This is a genomic window from Paenibacillus sp. W2I17, assembly GCF_030815985.1.
In the GTDB taxonomy this organism is placed as follows: domain Bacteria; phylum Bacillota; class Bacilli; order Paenibacillales; family Paenibacillaceae; genus Paenibacillus.
In genome coordinates, this window is record NZ_JAUSXM010000001.1 from 4133219 (window position 1) to 4153495 (window position 20277).

Genomic DNA, 20277 nt, shown 5'->3' on the forward strand with positions numbered 1-20277 from the left:
ATAAAAGGGACCTTTACAGTCATTAGCGTGCCTACGATTCGTTAGAATTTCACACTTGCGATTTCCGCCCGAATAAGACGTGCTGAGTTCGTTCAGTCGAAACAGTACACCATTCATAACCTCCTTTTCTCAGGTCAGCTCGCAATCACAAATCACCTAAAAAACTTATCGTCGATACAATTTCCCAACTCTTTTAGGCGCAAAAAAGGGCATTCCCCCAGGCCATTTTCATGACCTTACAGGATGCCCTTTTTCCTTATAGTCCACCCCAGGTGGACGTTTAACCGATTTATTTCTGGTTTCGTATTACGCCTGATCTTGGCGAGCAAGCGCGGCTAGTGCGCGTAGCGCTGCATTAATCTCGAGCTCCACCGCTTGTCCCACCGCATCCGTATGCGGATCATACTCGGCTGCCAGATCACTGTCCGCGAATCCATCGATCGCGACAATGGCTCCGGCGCGAGCGCCACGCAAGGTGCTGACGATGTAGAGCGCCGCAATTTCCATCTCAGCTGCAAGTGCTCCAGCCTGCTTGTACTTGCGGTGTGGAATCTCTTCCACGCCTGCAAAGAACGCATCCAACGTTACGGTGATACCAACGCCCACTTTGCCTGCAAATGTTGCAACATCCGCGCTTTCTTGCTCGCGAGCAGCTTCGATCAACGCTTGTGTCACCCCAATGTCCGCTACCGCTGGGAAACCATCCGGCACCAGTTGGCGAGTCAACCCGTCCGTACGAACAGCGGCTGTACTCACAATCACACTGCCTGCCGGATAATCGGCTGTATACGATCCCGCTGTACCTACACGAATCAGAGTTGTTACACCCGCGCGAATCAATTCCTCGAAGCAGACAGCTGCTCCAGGTGAACCTACACCATGGCTGACCACAGCGATCTGTACCCCTTCATACAAACCAACAAATGTACGATACTCTCGACTGAACGCCAGTTCTCTCGCCTGCTCCAGCTTACGGGAAATCTTCTCCGCACGTGCCGGATCACCACAGACGATGGCGTATGCCGGCATGTCTTCCGAATGAATCTGCAAAATAGGCATCAACATATCAATCAAACTCCTTCTTCGTCCACTCGTCTTCCGGAATCGGCAGATCCTCACCCGAGAAGCGTTGTTCCTTGAACGGATCGGCAAAATGGTGGAAACCATTCACTTCCCAGAATCCGTTACGGTCTTCTGTCATAAACTCCAGACCACGTATCCACTTGGCACTCTTCCAGAAGTACAGTTGTGGCACAACCATACGCAGCGGAAAACCATGTTTGGGTGTTAGTGGCTCACCGTTATATTTGAATGCAAGCAATACATCATCATGCATCAACTCTTCGAGCGGTACATTTGTCTCATAATCATGATCTGCATGGATCATGACGTATTTTGCCTCTGGTTTAACCCCCAGAAGTTTCACAAAATCGGAGAAGCGAATACCTTCCCACGACGTATCGAATTTCGACCAACGGGTAACACAGTGAATATCACTCACCGTGTTCACCTGAGGCATCGCCTGCAACTCAGCTAGGGAGAACACTTTCTCCTCTTCCACTTCACCGAACACCTTCAAGTCCCATGTGGAAAGGTCATATTCCGGCACTTCCCCTTCATGCAGAATCGGGAATTTCTCCGTCAGCATCTGTCCTGGCGGCAGCCGATCTCCGTGATCGTTGCCTGTTTTGGGTGCCGGAGTTTTACTTTTTTTCAAACGTTCAGCCTTGTTATGCAAGTGGAATTCCTCCTTCTTTTACTGTCTCTAACATAGACATTCAGGAATTAACGCGAGCTTCCGCCCGCTTTCAGTGCATCCTGTGCATAGGTACGGTCTTTGAAAAAGAACATCGCGACCAGCGTTACAATATACGGCAGCATCAACGTGAAATGCGTTGGCAGGGAGAATCCTTGCAGACGAATACTTAATGCTTCCATGAAGCCAAACAGTACACTGGAGCCCATCACGCCAAGCGGATTCGCTTGCCCCAACATCGTTGCCACCAGCGCGATAAAGCCACGACCAGCAGTCATGCCTTCGGTAAACATCGTTACCTGACCGAGCGACAACTGAGCTCCAGCCAGAGCACACAACACACCGCACATCAGAACGGCACCATACTGGATGCCACGTACCTTGATCCCGATGCTCTGTGCTGCAATCGGGTTCTCACCGACGGAGCGCAGGCGGAAGCCGGATACACTTTTGAACAGATAAAATTGTAATGCAATCACGAGCACAATGCCGAGGTAGACCAGAGGGCTATGTCCCGATATTACATCGCCGACCCACGGAATGTCCTTAATCAGCGGAATATCCCACTTGGGAAGTCCCACCATGTCTTTGTCGTAGTATGCACCTTTTACATCAAAAATCGCACGCAGTGCAAAGGTCGTCACCCCCGCAGCCAGGAAGTTGAGCGAGATCCCGACCACGATGGCGTTGGCCTTCAGATTAATGCTTATAAAGGCAAAGAGCGCCGAGAATAACATCACAATTATAATGGAAAAGAGTACAGCCAGCAGCACATTGCCAAACAGATAATTGCCGACAATCGCGGAGAATGCACCGATCAGAACCAGTCCTTCAAGACCCACGTTAAACAGACCGACACGAGAACATAAAGCCCCACCGAGCGCTGCAAGCAGGATTGGAGTCATAATCCGCAAGGTTGAGCCAAACATGGCTGCATCAAACAGTTGTTGCATTGGACTTTTTCTCCTTTCTCCGCTTCAGGAATGAATAACCGATCTGAGCTGATACAAATAACGTCAATACAGCTTGGATGACACTGCCAACTTCCAGCGGCACATCCGTATTCCGTTCCATCCCCATGGCACCTGTCTGTAGCGCAGCCAGCAAAATAGCTGCTACAGCTGTACCGAGTGGATGCGAGCGGGCAAGCAGCGTTGCCATAATGCCGCTCCATGCGTAACTTGCCGATGACAACGAGCCATCAAGGAAACGGTACTGTGTACCGAGCACTTCCCCCGCACCCGCGAGTCCAGCAAGTCCGCCACTGATGACCATGGACAGCATCATCATGCGAATGCGCCGAACACCACCGTAGGTTGCAAAGGACGGGTTGCTGCCGAGCATGCGGATCTCGTAACCGGTCACCGTTTTATGCGTGAACCAGTAGATCAGAATAGCCGCTACAATGGCAATAATGAAGCCGGCATGCAGCCCCATCCCTTGGAACAACTTCGGCAACCAGATACTCTGATCAATCATGGGTGTCTGAGCCATTGCTGCAGATCCTGTGCGGTCCTTGAATGGATAGGAGACCATGTAGCCCCCGAAATAAATGGCAATATAGTTAAGTAGTAAGGTTGTGATCAACAAGTTCATGCCGAAACGTGCATCCAGCCAGCCTGCAAACAGGGACCAGATTCCCCCTGCAACAATACCTGCCACAATAGCAACAATACACACAAACCAGCCTGGTCCTGGCAGATAGAGCGCCGTGAGCGCGGCACTAAGCCCGCCAAGAATCATCTGGCCTTCGGCTCCCATATTGAAGAATCCGGCACGGAATGCCAATGCTACGCCAAGCCCCGCCAAGATGATTGGTGTGGAACGAGCCAACGTATTGGTGAAGAAGTAGAAGTTGCCGAAGGCCCCTTTCCACATCTCCGCATACGTATCCACCACATTACCGCCAACGATCAGAATCGCTACAGCCCCTGCAATCAGACCGATGAATACGGCAAGCAGCGGCTGCACGAGTCCGCGAAGTGTTTCTTTTACCCGATTCATATCCGCTCTTTCCCTCCTGCCATTAACAAGCTGATCTGTTCCTCAGTCGCTTCCTCTGCTCTCAATTCTCCGGCAATCTCACCTTCATACATGACAATAATCCGATCAGATAATTGCAAAATCTCCGACAACTCGGATGAAATGAGCAGAATGCCCGCGCCCTCGCTACGTTTGCGCAGCAATTCGGCATGAATCGTCTCCATCGCTCCGATATCCACACCACGTGTTGGTTCGGCTGCAATCAGAAACGGTGTATCCTGTGCAAATTCACGGGCAGCAATCAGCTTCTGCAAGTTTCCTCCGGACAAAAACTGTGCCTTGGTCTCCGCAGAACCTGTCTTGATGCTGAACTGTTGGATCCAGCTCTCTACCATCGTTCTTGCTGCCTTGGCTTTGATAATACCGCGTGACTGCAAGCGATGATGGTGTCCCATTAGCCCGTTCTCACGAACGCTCGCATCCTTGGCCGCTCCCCACATGTAGCGATCTTCCGGAATATGAGCAAGTCCATGCTCCCGGATGCGTCGTACAGGCCAGTTGGTTGTATCCTGCCCGGAGAGTACAACGCGACCACTATCCGCCTTACGTAGTCCGGCAATGACCTGAATCAGTTCCGACTGGCCGTTACCCGAGATACCCGCTATGCCAACAACCTCACCTTTTCGAACCTCCATATGAATGTCCTTGAGCGCCGAACGATCCTTCGCTCCGGACAGATTGACCCCTTCCACCTGAAGCACCGCTTCCGCTGGAACCGATGGCTGCTTGTCCATACGCACAAGTTCACGACCAACCATCAGACGGGATAGTTCCTCCACATGTGTATCCTTCGCTTCCAACGTACCTGTCACCTGACCATCCCGAAGCACCGTGATTCGGTCGGCTACATCCATAACTTCTTGCAGCTTGTGTGTGATCAGTACAAAGGTTTTGCCCAGCTTGGCGAGTGATTTCATGTTCGCCAGCAGTTCCTTCACTTCAAGCGGTGTCAGTACCGCCGAAGGTTCATCCAATATAATGATGTCTGCGCCCTGATGCAGCACCTTGAGAATTTCAACACGCTGCTGCATGCCAAGCGGGCACTCGGACACTTTTTTCCACGGGTCAACTGGCATGCCATATTGTCTGCCAAGCTCATTTACCTGGGCTGCTGCCTTTTTGCGGTCAAATGCGCCTGCCTTAGCCGGTTCGCGTCCGATCACGATGTTCTCCGCCACCGTAAAGGAAGGGAACAGCATGAAATGCTGATGCACCATACCGATGCCACTTGCCATCGCCTGGGACGGCGTGGCAAAGCTCACCTCACGTCCACGGACTTTGATTGTGCCTGATGTGGGCTGTTCCATACCGTACAGCATACGCATCAAAGTTGTTTTACCGGCCCCGTTCTCACCTACCAGGGCATGAATCTCTCCCTCACGCAAATTAAAACGGATGTCACGGTTAGCGGTGAAGCCGCCGTATTTCTTCGTAATCTGCTCCATCTCCAACAGCATATCTCGCGTTCGCTCCCCTCAGTTCAACTTAAAAAGGTTACACTCGCCACTACGATGACAGAACAACCTTCCGATCGCCGTTATCCCCAGATTTTTTTGATCCCTTTTGACACGGGAAAATCCGGGGATAAATGCGAGGTGTATGCTTCCGAAGCAGCTTTCTTTCAGAAAGCTTTTAGCGTTGCTTCCTCAGGTCATTTCTGTCCTCTTCGTTATCGTGTAAACGATAAGTTGAACATAGACTGGTCATTTAATAGCAGCAAAACCGGCTGCCTGATCGGGCAGCCGGCTGATCATTTCCATCATTCATTCATTGAAAAGAACATTCAACACTATTGTTGTAATGGATCTTTGACTACGATTTTGCCGGATACGATATCATCCTTGATTGCTTTAACCTTGTCGATCACTTCTTGTCCAACAAAAGCATTTAGCGGAGATTCGCTGTCACGTGTAACGTAAGTCAGGCCTACACCGTCTTCTTTCAAACCGTAGTTAACAGCGCCTGCTTTGAAGTTGCCTTCTACGAAATCTTTCACAGTCTCATAAGCAACCGTATCGGTTGACTTCAATTGAGACAGTACGATATGTTCCGGGTCTTCAACCGTACGGTCCGTATCCTGACCGGAAGTGTAGAATCCTTTTTCTTTCGCTGCTTCGAACACGCCGAGATCACCTACAGCGGATGCACCAGCGATGAAGTCAGCGCCTTTGCCGAATTGCACCAGCGCCAATTCTTTGGCTTTGGCCGGGTCATTAAATCCACCTACATAGTTCACGAGGAATTCTGCATCCGGATTCACGGATTCCAGTCCAGCTTTGAAACCTTCCGTATATTTCTTGATCAAGGGTACATCCATTGCTGCAATCATGCCGACTTTGTCTGTTTTGGTGGACAATCCAGCAGCTGCACCGAGCAGGTACGCCCCTTCATATTCACGGAAACCAACGCTACGAACGTTAGGAAGATCAACGGTTGTATCTACAATTGCAAAGGACTTGTCCGGATTCTCTGCTGCGACTTTCTTCAATGCATCTTCTGCCTGGAAAGTTGCTGTAATAATCAGATCATAATTCTCGGCAACCGCAGCACGCAGATTTTGTTCAAATGCTGCCGGGTCTGTCGATTCAATCGTCTTGGTATCTACTTTGAATTCTTCGCCTGCTTTTTTGAAACCTTCATCCATCTGTACAAAGAAAGGGTTAACCCCTATTTTTTCGGGAAGTACGAGGGCCATCCGAAGAGATTTCTCCGAATCACTGCCTTGGGCGGATTGTTCGTCTTTGGAAGCCGAATTCCCACAAGCTGCCAACAAAATAGCCAATATGATGATCGATAAGACGAACGATAAACCTCTTTTCATTTTGAAAATACCCCTTTTCAACATTCTTTTTTCTTATCCTAGCGGATACTGTCGATCCTTGTCAATAAATCTTTGAGCGTATACACTCAAATAGAATATAATTGACAATTCGCTTTCTACCAAGCTTTGGAAACCGTTCTGTATCAAGCTTTTTTTCGTTGACATCCAGCGCGTCTCCGTGCTAAAGTCAATCCAATTATTCTATTCTTATAGGAATTGTCAGAATTATAACCCGAAGCTGATTATTTTCCAACCCATTTTAAGGAGGCTATTCATTTGAAAAAAATCACCCAGATCACGTTGGCGGCCCTACTCGCCGCTCCGGTAACACTCGGCAGCCTTAGCTTGCCCGCTTCCGCTTCTGCAGCATCTGCAACTCCGGCTAAACCCACCACCTCACAAAGTGTCAAAGGACCGGTAGCTCAGGCGCCAGTAACCTATACGGAAAGCGCAGCGGATTTTGCTCAATTCTTGCAAGCGAAATACAACATTCAATTGCCGCAACAGATTACCAAAGGTGATTTCATTCAAGCCATTGCAGCCATCACGGAAGCAGCTCAAGCAAGCGACAATGAAGCCAAAGCTCCAGTCTTTACCGATCTGTCTTCTGGTGATTCTTCATATGATGCTGCCGTATCCTTATACAATAATGGGGTTCTTACCGGTACAGAAGTACGTGCCAAGGATCATCTGAGCACTTATGCAGCGGTCTTCATCGCGGTGAAAGCAGCCGGATTCAAGGAACTGGCTTATACATATCCTGCTGAGAAAACAGCCAAAGCGCTTGCCAAAGTTGGCATTAGCCCGAACCGTGTTCAGGGACAAGCCGCACAGGAACTGGCTGCGGCGATCGATACAGGCCTGATTCCCGAAAGCCTATACCCCGCTCTCCTTAAAGGTGGCGTAGCAAGTAAAGATTTCGCTGATATCTTGCTTGGACGCGTACTAGTCAGTCAAGGGAAGTACAAACATGAGATTGGGCGTTCCGGCGATGCGGACATCTATTCCAAACTATACGCTGCATATCGCACAGCCGATCTAATTGAATCACCTGAGCTGAGAAAGATTGTGGATCAGGCCCTGCGAGATGATCTCGTAACAGGTTATAATCTGAAGGATAGCCGCTTTGATTCCAACTTTATCGATGAACTGACACTTACCTACGGCCACGATAATATTCAACATGCTGTACAGTTGGTTGGTTTGTTGCATAGCGAAGGTATTGATGCTGATGTACAATTCCAGCCAAAGACATCTGCCTTCATTTATTTGAAGGAATGGGGCGAGCCAAAGGAAACACCTGATTATAAAGTGACACAGATCGAGAACGGCAACTATATCGCTTCTGCGAAAGAATATGATATTCAGTTCGAGTTCAACAATGTGGCAGACAAAGTCCGCTTCAATGACATTGTGCTGAAATATGCCAAAAAGAATAGTGACAGTACATCTCCACTGATTCTCAGTTCCTGGTGGCAACCGCTGTATTATTCACCAACTGCATTGGCGAACTACCCTGTCATTTCCAATAATAAGATCGCGCTTGGCAATTACTATGCTCAGTCCTTCTCTCTAAAAGAGAATGCCAAATCCATTCGGGAAGGTTTCCTAAAGTTGGCACCTGATGCGGACATTACGACGTATGACTTCTGGGTGGATCAGCCTTTCTTCAACTATCTGAACGGTGGATCTGAATAAAATAAATTCCGTCTCCAACCGAATTAAAGCTCGTATTTTGGCACCATAAGCAGCCGTCCTTTACCGAATTTTACAGGGGTTTCGACCCCTAGATTCGTAAAGGCGGTTTTTTGTTCAGCATTTTGCAAATTTCTTCTACAAAATCATTTTTCTCATGCAGGAATTACCAATATAAGGTCGAATCCTTTATGTACACAAACACGCAATCATATTGCATATCTCCGCACGAACAGGAGTTACTCCATGGTATATGACGGTATTCTACTAGGCTTGATCGTTGGATTTTTTCGGGGCGGGTTGCGGCATGGGCTCAACCAGTTTGCAGCACTCAAGCTGCGAAGCGGCTGGATTTTCCCTGTATTGTTGCTAATCCAGTTCTTTATTTTCTATCTCCAGGAACGATTCGAATGGGTGGCATCCATTAATGGATATCTCTTTGCTGCCGTCTACATTACAGGGCTTGCTTTCCTGTGGCTCAACAGACACCATACCGGTTTCATGCTCATCTGGATTGGGGTATTTCTCAATTTTGCCGTGATGGCTGTAAATGGTGGGCGCATGCCTGTTTCTGTGGAAGCCTCCGCTGTACTGGGGCCCTATTATGTAGACATGCTCAGGGAAGGCGGCGCCGTATCGAAGCATTTTATGATGGATGCATCTACAAATCTGCCTTTTCTCGGTGATATCATCCCACTCTCCAGCCCTTATCCACGGACTCAGGTGATCAGTATCGGTGATGTGGTCATGAACGTTGGCATATTCCTTTTTATCCAATACATGATGGTGAATCGGGACAAAAAGGCTGTGCAACCTGCTAAAACTCATCAGGCTTGAAGAAAACAGGTAGACTCCAAGGAAGGGAGGTCTTCTCCATGAAAAAATTTGAAGGTGTGAAATATTCCCGCATTGTCATCAACGCAATCATCGTGGCTTCTGTCGTTGTAGCGTTAACTTCGGGATACAAGCTGGGCGGCTAGTATCCATACCGCCAAACAAGACAAACAGGCTGCCAGCGGCCTGTTTTTTCTTTCTGGATTTTTGGCAGGCAACTTGGTATGTTATACATCTATATAGTATATCCCTATAGAAGAACACCAATTATATACACATCAAGAGTAGACTAAACCCAAGCAGGAGATTTTTTATGAACTTTATTCGTAACCTTATCCATAAGGCAGATCGAAGCAGTCTGTATGTTATTTTGCTTAGTTGTACCGGGATCGGTGTTTTTCTGTACATGAACAAGTGGTCTTACCTTCATCTAACCACGGCGGATTGGGTTATGGTCTACACCATGCTGGGTGCGGCTTTAATTCTGGATTATTTCACATTCCAGATTCCACCCAAAGGCAATCAGCAATCCATGGATTCATCGGTATACCTTGCCTGTATATTCATGTTTGGCGGAGCTTTCAGTTTATCTGTACTGCTTCCTGTCTCCATCATCCTGTTAATCAAAGAGCGCAAGCTCACCTGGTGGAAACACATTGTCAATTTCAGCATCTACAGTCTCATGATTACGGGAGCAGCTGCCGTGTTTGAGTGGACTGGCGGGCAATCGGGAACTCTGGACGGCTATAACCTGATACCTTATTTTGCAGCACTCGCAGCCTACTTCATCATCAACACGATCACACTTGGCTTATTCTTTCACTTCTCAACAAAGGATGCATTACAGCAGATGAAGCGGGCATTCGTAACCGAATCCCTGCTGGTTTATTTATGTACGCTGATTCTGGCGCTTGTCCTGACGATTCTGGTTGTACACAATGGCGTACTCGGTCTGTTGTTATATCTGAGTCTCAGTATTCTGCTCTCCCATGCATTCAAGCAGTTGTTTGTCATGTATCAGACCATTGAGGAGAAAGCTAACACGGATCAGCGCACAGGCCTGTTCAACCATAGTTATTTTGAAAGTATGTTGGAAAATGAACTGACTACCGCTCGTACGCAAGGAACACCGCTCTGTCTGGGGCTTATTGATATTGATGATTTCAAAAAGTATAACGATCGGTTTGGCCACCTTCAAGGTGACAGTCTGCTGGCCCTGCTGGGGGATTTTCTAATGCGAAAGACGGAAGGCACACCTGTTACCGCCTTTCGTTATGGAGGGGAAGAGTTCACTTTGCTCATGCCAGGCATGGAACTGGACGAATCCTACAGGTTCATGAACAAGCTGCGTAAACAACTGAACGACACGCCGTTTGAAGGCGTTGAAGTGTTTCCACACGGTTGTCTCTCCTTCTCTGCTGGCGTCGCGCCCTATCAGGTAGATATGTATAACAAATCCCAGCTCGTGGATCAGGCGGATAAAGCACTGTATTATGCGAAGAAACAGGGCAAGAACAACGTGCACCGCCACGGCAGCAACGATGGTATGGAACATGAGATTGATCTGGTACAGGACGTTCGTGACATCGAGCAGCAGCTCAATCTGTTCAGATACAAGGATATGGATACGTTTAAACATTCCAAACGGGTCTACAAATATGCACTGGATATCAGTGAATTGCTCGCACTGGACAATGCGGAAAAACGTCGCTTCGTGCTGGGAGCACTCATTCATGACATCGGAAAACTGGAGATTCCTTGGTCCATTCTGAACAAAAAGGACAAGCTCACCGCAGAAGAATGGGAAACGATCAAAGGACATGTCACCTGGGGTAAAAAAATGGTGATCACGAACGATCGCTTCGCCGATCTGATTCCGTATATTGAACTTCACCACGAGCGCTATGATGGCAAAGGCTATCCTTACGGCCTGAAGGGTAACGAGATTCCCCGGCTCTGCCGGATGCTGACCGTAATTGACTCCTTTGATGCCATGACGACAGAGCGGCCGTATCAGGAAACCAAGAACGTGGAAGAAGCGATTCGGGAGCTACGCTCATGTTCGGGTTCACAGTTCGATCCAGAGCTTGCCGAGTTGTTCATTCAATATATTGAGAAAAGAACCGCTCAGCAACAGTTGCAGTAGATGAATGGAGCTTCTTCTATAAGCCCTAAACAAGTCAAAGCGCTATCCCCGGTCTGATCGGAGATAGCGCCATTTTCATTTTCATGGAATGAATCGTACACCAGACAACTTCATTCTCGTGCAGATTCTACATTAAGATTTGGTATTCAGCTCATGTGAAGTCTGATGCAGCTCTTTAATCATCTGCTGCAAAAACATGTTGTCTTGGCGACTGATACCGTGCTGATTGTCTTGAACAAGCATCTGATGAATGTTCTTTTTGAGCAATTCACTGCGACGTTCCAATACTTCTTGACTCATGTTGTTGCGTCACTCCTTAACATGTTTTGTAATGAATTCACGTTCTATATTAAGTATAGAGGACCTTCTCTGATAGGGAAAACGGACTCAGCCTTCCTCAGCTGGTCACACCAACCCTCACCTAGCGTGACAACATTTCACCCCTTGTCGTTCTTAGATATCCTTCTAAATACTCCCTGATCCTCCCCAGCTTTCTCCAACGACACAGACTAGGGTCTTGGACAAGCTTGCGTTATAATGGTCCCATCCCTGTATAAATAAAGTACCTAATTAAGCTAATCCTAGATCAAAGGAGTTCTGCATTCATGTCCTATAAACAAATTAAATGGATGATTCTGCTGATCCCCACATTCACGGTTGGCATCTGGGAATACATTCGCCATCAGTTTCTGATGCCGTACCTTTCGATGGATGCTGGAAACTGGTTAACACCCGTCATCGTTTACCTCGTCAGCGTGACACTGCTCAGCCGATTGTTCCACATGCTCGAAGGTGCCAGGGCTGCTCTGGAGCAGGAACGTGCAGCGAAAGCAGCTCTGGAAGCTCGTGACCAATTGGCACGGGAACTTCACGACGGCATATCTCAGTCTCTTTTCCTGCTGTCAGTGAAGACCGATAAAGCAGGTCGTAGTCTGGTAGGGAGCGGACATGAGCATGAGATCCAGGAGATTCAAAAAACCGTGCATGAAGTCAATACATATGTAAGGCAAGCTATTGCCCAGTTGCGTTTTGTTCCTTCCTCTACGGTAACATCAGAAATTATTTCACTGCATGCGCAGGTCGAAGTGCTCGTCAAGGAAACGGTACCTGGTGCACAGATTCATTGGGACCTCAGGGGTGTAACGTTCTCTGCCAAGGAACAAGTGGAACTGCTCGCCTGTATCCGGGAGGGTTTACTGAATGTACGCAAACATGCGCAGGCCACCCGGGTTCAGGTTCACGCGGAAGGTAACCCAATTGCCTGGTTCATTTATATTCAGGATAATGGGAATGGACTAAGTGGAGATCCTCTTCATCTGAAGGATCGGTACGGACTGCGAATTACGAAAGAGCGTGCTGCCGAGATGGGTTGGTCTTTTACCCTCGATTCAAGACCGGAGCATACACGAATGACGATAGGAAAGGAGCATACTTAACATGGAACATGTACGTGTATTGGTTGTTGATGATCATGCGCATGCGCGTGAAGCGATCTGTAGCATTTTATCCGAGGACAGCCTGTTTGAAGTGATTGGTACAGCTTCGAATGGACAGGAAGCGCTGGAGATCACCGGGCAATGGATGCCCGACCTGATCCTGATGGACGTGCAGATGCCGGACATGGATGGGCTGGAAGCCACCCGTCAGATCAAGCTGCAATTCCCTTATGTTATTGTTGTTATGGTGACTGTATCGGATGATGTGACCTTTCTGTTCGAAGCATTGAAACAAGGCGCTCAAGGCTATTTGCTCAAAAATCTAACGCCTTCCACCTGGCTTGAATACCTGCGCGCCATCGTCAGTGACGACGCACCGCTCAGTAAGGAACTGGCCTACCGGATTTTGCAGGAGTTTCCCGCACCGCGCAGTGAAGATGTGCAAGATAACCCGCTAACGGCGCGGGAACTTGAGATCCTGCAATGGGTATCCGCGGGATATACCAATCGGGAGATCGCCGATCAACTCGGTATTTCAGACCAGACGGTGAAGAATCATCTCAAAAACATTTTGCAGAAGCTCCAGCTTGAAAACCGGGTACAACTCACCCGCTACGCGTTAGAGAGCGGGCTTGCAGGACGTAAGCTTCGCAAATAAACATTGTTAATTCGGAGTCAATGATGCATCCGACATAGGTGAGAAATGACATAGCATTCATGCTTTTGTCACAATTATGTAGACCAAATCGTTTTTTTATAGCCCAATGTAGTCATACGCAGTCATTTTGGACAAAGTTATAATGGGTTAGATTGTGTTTAAAGGCCATGAATGACTACAAATCTATAACCTGAGGGTGATGATTTTTTGATTTTTACACGCTTTACCCTGAAATGGGGCAAACGGCACTGGGCATTGGTCACCTGTCTGTTGCTCGTGTGCTGCCTTGTTATGCCACAGTGGGCATCTGCCCATGCTTATATTGTTAAGGCTTCGCCAGGAGAAAATGAGATCCTCGTAGCTGCTCCGGAGCGGCTGACGCTGGAGTTCAACGAATCCTTGCAGACGGCCTTTTATGATATCAAAATCACTGGACCTGACGGTAATCAGGCAGACGATGGAAATGTAAAGATTGATGTGGATCGCCCTCATATTCTGGAGACTGGCCTGCAAGCTGGACTCGGGAACGGGACTTATGCCGTTAACTGGAAAGCTGTATCTGCCGATGGACACCCGATCCAAGGGGCATATGTTTTCCATATCGGTGAACCGTCCGGTTCTCCTGCCGGACTGAGTGATCTTACATCCGGTTCGGGTTCAACAGGCGGGCCGCTGAAATGGATCGTATCCCTGACAGACTGGATTCAGTATCTCGGATTGTCTGTCATTCTGGGGACACTTGCATTCTTGCTGCTGCGAATTGCACCGACATCCATGACAAGAGAACCTATGGACGTTCCGGGTAGCTACAGATTGTTATGGATCAGCTATGCTGCTGCTTCCTTTGCCGCTCTGGTCAGCCTGCCACTGAATACGTTATATGAATCTGGTGTGGCTCTTAACGAATTAAGCTGGGCACTGATTGTAAGTGCGCTCAAACTGACGTCTTTTGGCCAGATCTGGATGTTACAGATACTCATTGTAATGCTGCTGGCTGTCACGATTCTCTCCGGATATGATCGCGATCGATCCATCCGTGCTCGCATCTGGTCTTCTTACGGGTCACTCGTGCTCGTGCTTGGATGGCTGTTCACTCATGCCATGACGGGACATCCGGCTGCGGCGGATCAACGTGCTCTTGCGATTGCCATGGACTTCGTGCATCTGATCGGTGCTGCTTTCTGGATTGGTGCATTAACCGCCATGGCGATATGTCTGCCCCCACTGGCGGATAAGCTGCCTTCGAAGGTACGAGGAGAAGTTTACTGGGTTGCTATTCGCAGGTTTACCGCCTGGGGGATTGGCGCCGTAGCCGCTCTGGTTGCTACAGGGATATACAGCAGTCTGATTATTCTGCCTGCACCTGTGCTGACCTCCTTGTTCACTACAGCCTATGGCCTTGTCCTGATCGGCAAGATCGTCCTGCTGATTGTGATGCTTGTCTTCGCGTGGCGTCATGCCAGATTGGCAAGAGCAGCAACGGGAAGCAGATTATCCGGCAGCCTGAAAGCCGAGCTTGCTACTGGTGCTGTGATTCTCGCTCTTGCTGCCGTACTGACACACCTGTCTCCGGGACAACCAGCAGCGGTCGGTCCGTTTCAGGAGACAAAGACTACAGAAGACGGCTCGTCGATCACACTTCAGGTGAGTCCCAATGTAACGGGAGAGAACCAATTTGAAGTCGATGTGAAACATGCAGATGGCAGTATCGTTAATGATCTGGAACAGATCACCCTGTCACTCACACATCTGGACATGGATATGGGGATCTATGAGATTACCATTCCGAAAAATAACACTGGTGTGTACAAGGCTGAAGATTACATCTCCATGCCTGGACGTTGGAATATCAAGGTACATCTTCTGACCAAAACGTTGGATGCACTGGATGCCGAATTTGAGATCGACACCGCCAAGCCATAGTTATACAAAGATCAAATTGAAAAGTGACCCAATCTAAAATTAGTGTTTCTATAAACTGCAAATGTAGTGAAGGGAATGAAATTGATTCTGGAGAAGCGAAGCTAAAAGCTTTCTGAGTCTACACGAGAACGGAGAGGACAGAAATAGCGTGAAGAAGCGAAGCGTTCGCCTTTATCCCCGGATTTTACCCTTTAAGAAAAGGGAATCAAAAAATCTGGGGATAACAGCGATCGGAAGGTTATTCTGTCATCGAAGTAGCAAGTGTAATCTGCTTTTAATCACTCGAAAGAACAATTCGTAACCGAAACGGCCTTTGCAGAACGTAGACACTCATTTAAGAAAATGGGCCGCATCATATATGATAAGAACTGAGAGGGGTTATTTATTTTGAAGAAAACATCATGGATTTCCAAACTAACATCCACTATCGCAACAGGTACCGCAGCATTCATGTTATTCGCCGGATTCGCGAGCGCTCACGTTACCGTTAGCCCATCCGTTGCACAGACAAGCGCATGGCAGACGTACACGATTAAGATTCCATCCGAGAAAGAACTGCCTACAACCAAAATCACCATGAAAGTTCCGGAAGGTGTTGCATTCAAGCAATATCAACCACTGGCAGGCTGGAAAATCACTACAGAGAAGAACGATTCCAATGAAGTAACATCGATTACGTGGGAAATTGACGGCGATAACGAAGGCATTCTGGCAGGACAATTCCAGCAGTTCAACTTCGTTGCACAGAACCCTAAGGCGGAAGCTGAAGTAGCTTGGGATGCCTTCCAATATTACAGCGATGGCAGCATCGTAGAATGGACAGGCCAACCAAGTGACGCCAACCCGCACAGTATCACAACGATTAGCGAAGATCCGGCTGCTGGTAATGCTGCGGCAGGTGGAGGTCATGCCAACGATGGACATGATAGTGCAGGTACAGAAGGAGCTACTGGGGATAATGCAGCTACCGACGATAGCAAAGCAAACGATGACACTACGTTGGGTGATGCACTCAATGACACCGTTACAGGTGAACCAAACAACACGGATACAGACCCGGGTACGCTGAAGCTTCAACAAGCAACACTCATCGTATCCATTCTGGCCCTGATCCTGTCCTTCCTGGGAATCGCGTTGGCTACACGTCGCAAAAAACGTTAAGAACTAACTTACAGTTTTACGAAAACCTGAGAAAAATTCAGATAACAAAAAGCCTATGGCATTCGGGATCAAACCCGATGTGCCGTAGGCTTTTTAGCTATCATCATCTTGATTGGCTACCCATGTTCTTTACAATCCGTGGTTTAGAACTAATCATGCCGCTCCACGGTCACACTCTTATCCACGCTGATTGCCATCCGCAATATGGCATCAGCCTTACCACTCTTTAGCGTTCCTGATCCGTCTGGATCATGATCTCAATGTATTGCAGCAAGCTTTTCTTCTGCTGTTCAATGGATTGAATACGTCTGGACAGGCCCGCAAAAAACTCTTCAATCTGCTGTCTTGTATGATCTGCGGACTGGCCTTTCCAATCGTTCAGGCGACTGTATAGCACCCGCGCTTCTTGCTCATCGGCTTGCAGACGGGCAAGCAGCTGTGTCAGTTCTTTTTCCGCAATTCGAAGATCATTCAATTCCACTAGCAATTGTCCACCCACTTGCGTTCCCCTCCCCCATGTACGTGATATCGACATTAACCAACCTGGTTCCTAATTAAAATGAACCGGACTCTCGTCCGCCTGCCGGAAGGCATCTGCTTTCTCATCAATAAAGTTCAGGAACTGGCTGGTATGTTTCATATGCCATGTGCTAAGTTCTTGAATCGACGCGTCCAGTTGGGTGACAATCGGCTCCAGCCTGCGACTGCGGCTTGTATGCAGGTATTGAGCCATGCGGCTTCGTACCTGGTTTAGCTCAGCATTGCATTGTTGTGCATTTTGCTTCCACCGCGAAGCGACACTTTTCAGTTCTTCCGGCGTTACCTGAATCAGACCTGAAGCCGCAGCAGCCGAAGCCATACCTCCACCGCCGCCAGACTTGGAACGTAACGGACCGAAGTTCTTGCTGAACGGTCCCATGTGATCCATAAGGCGTGGTGAATAGCGGATTCTCTCTCCAGTAATCGGATCGTACAGGTCATTGGATATGTAACCATTTTTGAAATCATATTGATCCAGACTGTGATAGTTTTCCCCGCCAAATGAGTTCTTGGCTTTATCGATAATACTCACGCCGTCATTCGCCGAGTCATAATCGGAGTTGATGTAATAGGTCGATCCCACATGCCGGTCATATCCTCCCAACGTTCCGCTGGCTACCAGATCACTGGGATTGGCATAGTTCACAACCTGTCCGTCAAATGCACCCGCTTCAGCCCGGCGCCGCATTTCTGGCGTCAAATTACCCATTACAGATGGTGCACTAAACGTCACGGCTGGAATTCCTGTATAAGCAGACGCATATTGTGCATTTCCCCCGCCCAAGGAATGTCCGGTCATCGAGAAGTTCAGATCCTTATGCTTGTTCTGCATGTGATTTGCGTAGTCTTCGGATTGATACATCTGATTGGCCCAGCCTGTAGGGGAAACGGTTTTTTCAATATCCTTTACGCGATCACCCGTCCAGTTCTCCACGTCTCTTACCCTGTCACCAGCCCAATCCTCCACTTTGGATATTCCCGTGAAGTCCTTGACACCTTCGACACCTTTGTCGAGCCAATCCGGCGTAAGATTATTGACAAAATTCCCGGCCTCCTGCTGGCCCTTACGAATCAATTCTCCGCCCCCAATGCGGCCATCCATGACAAAGTCAGGTACAGAGCGATCCAAGGACGCACTTCCTTCTGTACCACGATAAGCAATGACAGCTTCCTTGGTCTCGGGATTATAAAATGTTACAGCATCAAAACCGGAAAATTTATTGCTTTCCGTCCCCTCAAGGACCTCCCATCCCGGAAGTTCCGTTAATTTGTCTCCAGCCTTTTGATCCTGGTAGGCTAGATCAGACATCGTTTTATATGTTTCATCATCAATATTGGACCCGTTACTCAATAACTACACCTCCCTTTATTTGTCGTATGGATTATGTCCCTTGGCCATCATCACTTCCTCAATCTCAGGGCTAATGACCAAGTTCTTGGTTACCTTCTTTTTGTAGTCGTACGAAATGCCAAAGCTCTGATCTTCATGATCTTTCACATGCCCTTTCAGCCCAATCTGGGACACTGCCATTTCCGGCAACAACTCTTTGCTTGTAATCACAACATCCAGTTCAAACTTCTGCTTGAAGTGCTGAATTACGGTTGCTTCAGCTTCTTGGTATAGAGCTTCCTTCTCACTTGCGTTCATGTTCTGACAACCTCCCAAAAATATAGTAAACACCATCATTAGTGTGAATAAACCCTTCAACCATCCTGCACGTTTAATACGGATCCCCCCTCATGGTAGAATCGAGGCATTCACTATATGTGAAGTACACCCTATTCATCTGTTACCTGCATCATAGTACAAAATCAACATGAGCCATATCGGCTAACAGGATCGTTTTCATGTAACTTTCTTCCTATATGATTCAAATAGGACACTTTGGTGTACATTACCCACTTTCCTAATTCTTGCATCAAGTACATGATAATTTTCCCATCCACGACAAAAAGAGCCTGCTCCTCGTAGGAGCGGCCCTCCTTTTACATACATTACTCTTATGCCAATGCCATCTGCAGCGCAGTCAGCGCAATCCCGATAACAAATCCGGTAACGGCTCCGTTGATCCGAATCCATTGCAGATCCTGTCCAACCTTATCCTCAATCATCGAAACCAAAGTGGCATTGTCCATTTTGTCCACATTTTCGCGTACCAGTTTACCGATTTTGGAATGGTTTTTCTCCAGCAGTGTTGTGACACCATTTATGATCTTGGCATTCATGCCTGTCATCAACTCGTCATCTGCCCGCAGATCAACCAATACCCGCTCAATGGCAGGCAGTGCATACGTATCTACATACTGTCCATCTTCCATCGCAGCGAGCGCCTTGTCTCTCAGTTCGGTGAGTTTGTTCAGCACCGTTTCCTCTGCGTTCCAGCCCTCCAGCATATTGTTCTTCCAACTGTTGATTCCATCTTGCATAGCCTCGCTCATTGCCAGACGCACCGTCTGGGTACGTACCATATCAAGCACCTTGTACCTTAGAGCGCTGCCTTCACGTTTCATATCCTCTACCCGATCGAAGAGATATCCTTGTAAAATGCCACCCAGACGCTCCTCGTTCATATAACCAAGGAACGCATTCATCGCAAACTGCATCAATCCGTTCATCTGAATGCCGCTGATGGCTTTCATGCCGCTTTCACCCAAAAACATGATCGTCTCGGGTTTAACCAGCCACTCCTCGGCTTGCTTTAATCCGTAGTCCAGCGCTTTGGCGTCGTAACCCCGCTCTGTCATCTGGTGGGCAGCCCGTTCCAGAATCGGACCCAGATCAAAGGCGCCCGCTTGTGACTTGATCTCACGTGCCACGAGCGGAGCAATCTGCTCTAACGGCAGACCCGCCAGAATTCGCTTGCAGAGCGTATCAATCATGATCTTGATCCCGTCACTGTGAAGCTCACGGGTCAACGTATCGAGCACCGTCTCTGCTGCTTTGAAATCTGCAATTTTCTCGGTAATGCTGTCTTTGTTGAGCAAGTTATTCTCTACTGCCGAGACCAGACCTTCCGTCATTTTATCGCGATTTTTCGGCAGCAATGCCGTGTGTGGAATGGGAATGCCGAGCGGGTGACGGAATAATGCGGTAACGGCGAACCAGTCCGCAAGTCCACCCACGAGTCCCGCTTCAAATGATCCTACCAGCAACTTGCCCACAGGAGCGCCCTGGAACGGCAAGGATGCAGCAAATCCCGCTCCCATTACTACGAGAGACCAGGCAGCTGCTTTTTTGGTTTGTTTAGGTTTAGCCATTGTATT

General features: G+C 48.3%; 18 protein-coding genes. 7 read left to right on the forward strand and 11 right to left on the reverse strand.

The window, feature by feature from the left end; genetic code table 11:
• Window positions 1–306: 306 nt before the first annotated feature.
• From QF041_RS18440 to QF041_RS18465, 6 genes are all read right to left on the reverse strand, one after another.
• Window positions 307–1065: a nucleoside phosphorylase gene (locus tag QF041_RS18440; RefSeq protein ID WP_307415254.1), complete on the reverse strand. Its 759-nt coding sequence runs from the start codon at window positions 1063–1065 to the stop codon at window positions 307–309.
• A 1-nt stretch (window position 1066) separates the two neighbouring features.
• The gene (locus QF041_RS18445; RefSeq protein ID WP_307415255.1) at window positions 1067–1738 is read right to left on the reverse strand and encodes a sulfite oxidase-like oxidoreductase; all 672 of its coding nucleotides are present in this window, start codon (window positions 1736–1738) and stop codon (window positions 1067–1069) included.
• 47 nt (window positions 1739–1785) lie between these two features.
• On the reverse strand, window positions 1786–2709 hold the full coding sequence (locus tag QF041_RS18450; protein WP_017691011.1) for an ABC transporter permease: 924 nt from the start codon (window positions 2707–2709) through the stop codon (window positions 1786–1788).
• Window positions 2693–3760: an ABC transporter permease gene (locus QF041_RS18455; RefSeq protein ID WP_307415256.1), complete on the reverse strand. Its 1068-nt coding sequence runs from the start codon at window positions 3758–3760 to the stop codon at window positions 2693–2695. Before QF041_RS18455 ends, QF041_RS18450 begins: the two co-directional genes overlap by 17 nt.
• Complete coding sequence (locus QF041_RS18460) at window positions 3757–5256, reverse strand: ABC transporter ATP-binding protein (RefSeq protein WP_127551676.1); 1500 nt, start codon at window positions 5254–5256, stop codon at window positions 3757–3759. The genes QF041_RS18455 and QF041_RS18460 overlap by 4 nt, the downstream gene beginning before the upstream one ends.
• 332 nt (window positions 5257–5588) lie before the next feature.
• Window positions 5589–6620 carry a BMP family lipoprotein gene (locus QF041_RS18465; protein WP_307415258.1) on the reverse strand — a complete coding sequence of 344 codons (1032 nt, stop codon included), beginning with the start codon at window positions 6618–6620 and terminating at the stop codon, window positions 5589–5591.
• Window positions 6621–6896: 276 nt separating this feature from the next.
• Between QF041_RS18465 and QF041_RS18470 the strand changes: the two genes are divergently transcribed.
• The 3 genes from QF041_RS18470 to QF041_RS18480 all read left to right on the forward strand — a co-directional run bounded on the left by QF041_RS18470 (window position 6897) and on the right by QF041_RS18480 (window position 11295).
• Window positions 6897–8318, forward strand: coding sequence for a hypothetical protein (locus tag QF041_RS18470; RefSeq protein WP_307415259.1), 1422 nt, complete (start codon window positions 6897–6899; stop codon window positions 8316–8318).
• Between the two features lie 243 nt (window positions 8319–8561).
• On the forward strand, window positions 8562–9152 hold the full coding sequence (locus tag QF041_RS18475; protein WP_076216483.1) for a DUF5317 domain-containing protein: 591 nt from the start codon (window positions 8562–8564) through the stop codon (window positions 9150–9152).
• A gap of 310 nt (window positions 9153–9462) precedes the next feature.
• A complete protein-coding gene (locus QF041_RS18480) occupies window positions 9463–11295 on the forward strand; it encodes a bifunctional diguanylate cyclase/phosphohydrolase (RefSeq protein ID WP_133386953.1) in 1833 nt (610 codons plus the stop codon).
• A gap of 132 nt (window positions 11296–11427) precedes the next feature.
• Here QF041_RS18480 and QF041_RS18485 read toward each other — a convergent pair whose 3' ends face one another.
• On the reverse strand, window positions 11428–11595 hold the full coding sequence (locus QF041_RS18485; protein ID WP_017691019.1) for a hypothetical protein: 168 nt from the start codon (window positions 11593–11595) through the stop codon (window positions 11428–11430).
• Between the two features lie 305 nt (window positions 11596–11900).
• Between QF041_RS18485 and QF041_RS18490 the strand changes: the two genes are divergently transcribed.
• From QF041_RS18490 to QF041_RS18505, 4 genes are all read left to right on the forward strand, one after another.
• Complete coding sequence (locus QF041_RS18490; protein ID WP_307415260.1) at window positions 11901–12731, forward strand: sensor histidine kinase; 831 nt, start codon at window positions 11901–11903, stop codon at window positions 12729–12731.
• A 1-nt stretch (window position 12732) separates the two neighbouring features.
• Complete coding sequence (locus QF041_RS18495; RefSeq protein WP_307415261.1) at window positions 12733–13389, forward strand: response regulator; 657 nt, start codon at window positions 12733–12735, stop codon at window positions 13387–13389.
• Between the two features lie 207 nt (window positions 13390–13596).
• A complete protein-coding gene (locus QF041_RS18500; RefSeq protein ID WP_307415262.1) occupies window positions 13597–15312 on the forward strand; it encodes a copper resistance CopC/CopD family protein in 1716 nt (571 codons plus the stop codon).
• Window positions 15313–15699: 387 nt separating this feature from the next.
• Window positions 15700–16473, forward strand: coding sequence for a YcnI family copper-binding membrane protein (locus tag QF041_RS18505; protein WP_307415263.1), 774 nt, complete (start codon window positions 15700–15702; stop codon window positions 16471–16473).
• Between the two features lie 226 nt (window positions 16474–16699).
• Here the strand turns inward: QF041_RS18505 and QF041_RS18510 are convergent, their stop codons facing one another.
• The 4 genes from QF041_RS18510 to QF041_RS18525 form a co-directional block, all read right to left on the reverse strand.
• Entirely contained in the window at window positions 16700–16972 is a 273-nt protein-coding gene (locus QF041_RS18510; protein WP_307415264.1) for a hypothetical protein, read from the reverse strand.
• A 51-nt stretch (window positions 16973–17023) separates the two neighbouring features.
• Window positions 17024–18364, reverse strand: a complete 1341-nt coding sequence (locus QF041_RS18515; protein WP_307415265.1) for a Tle-like phospholipase domain-containing protein — start codon at window positions 18362–18364, stop codon at window positions 17024–17026.
• A 15-nt stretch (window positions 18365–18379) separates the two neighbouring features.
• Window positions 18380–18661 carry a hypothetical protein gene (locus QF041_RS18520; RefSeq protein ID WP_100527832.1) on the reverse strand — a complete coding sequence of 94 codons (282 nt, stop codon included), beginning with the start codon at window positions 18659–18661 and terminating at the stop codon, window positions 18380–18382.
• 353 nt (window positions 18662–19014) lie between these two features.
• A complete protein-coding gene (locus tag QF041_RS18525; RefSeq protein WP_307415266.1) occupies window positions 19015–20271 on the reverse strand; it encodes a DUF445 domain-containing protein in 1257 nt (418 codons plus the stop codon).
• Window positions 20272–20277: the final 6 nt, after the last annotated feature.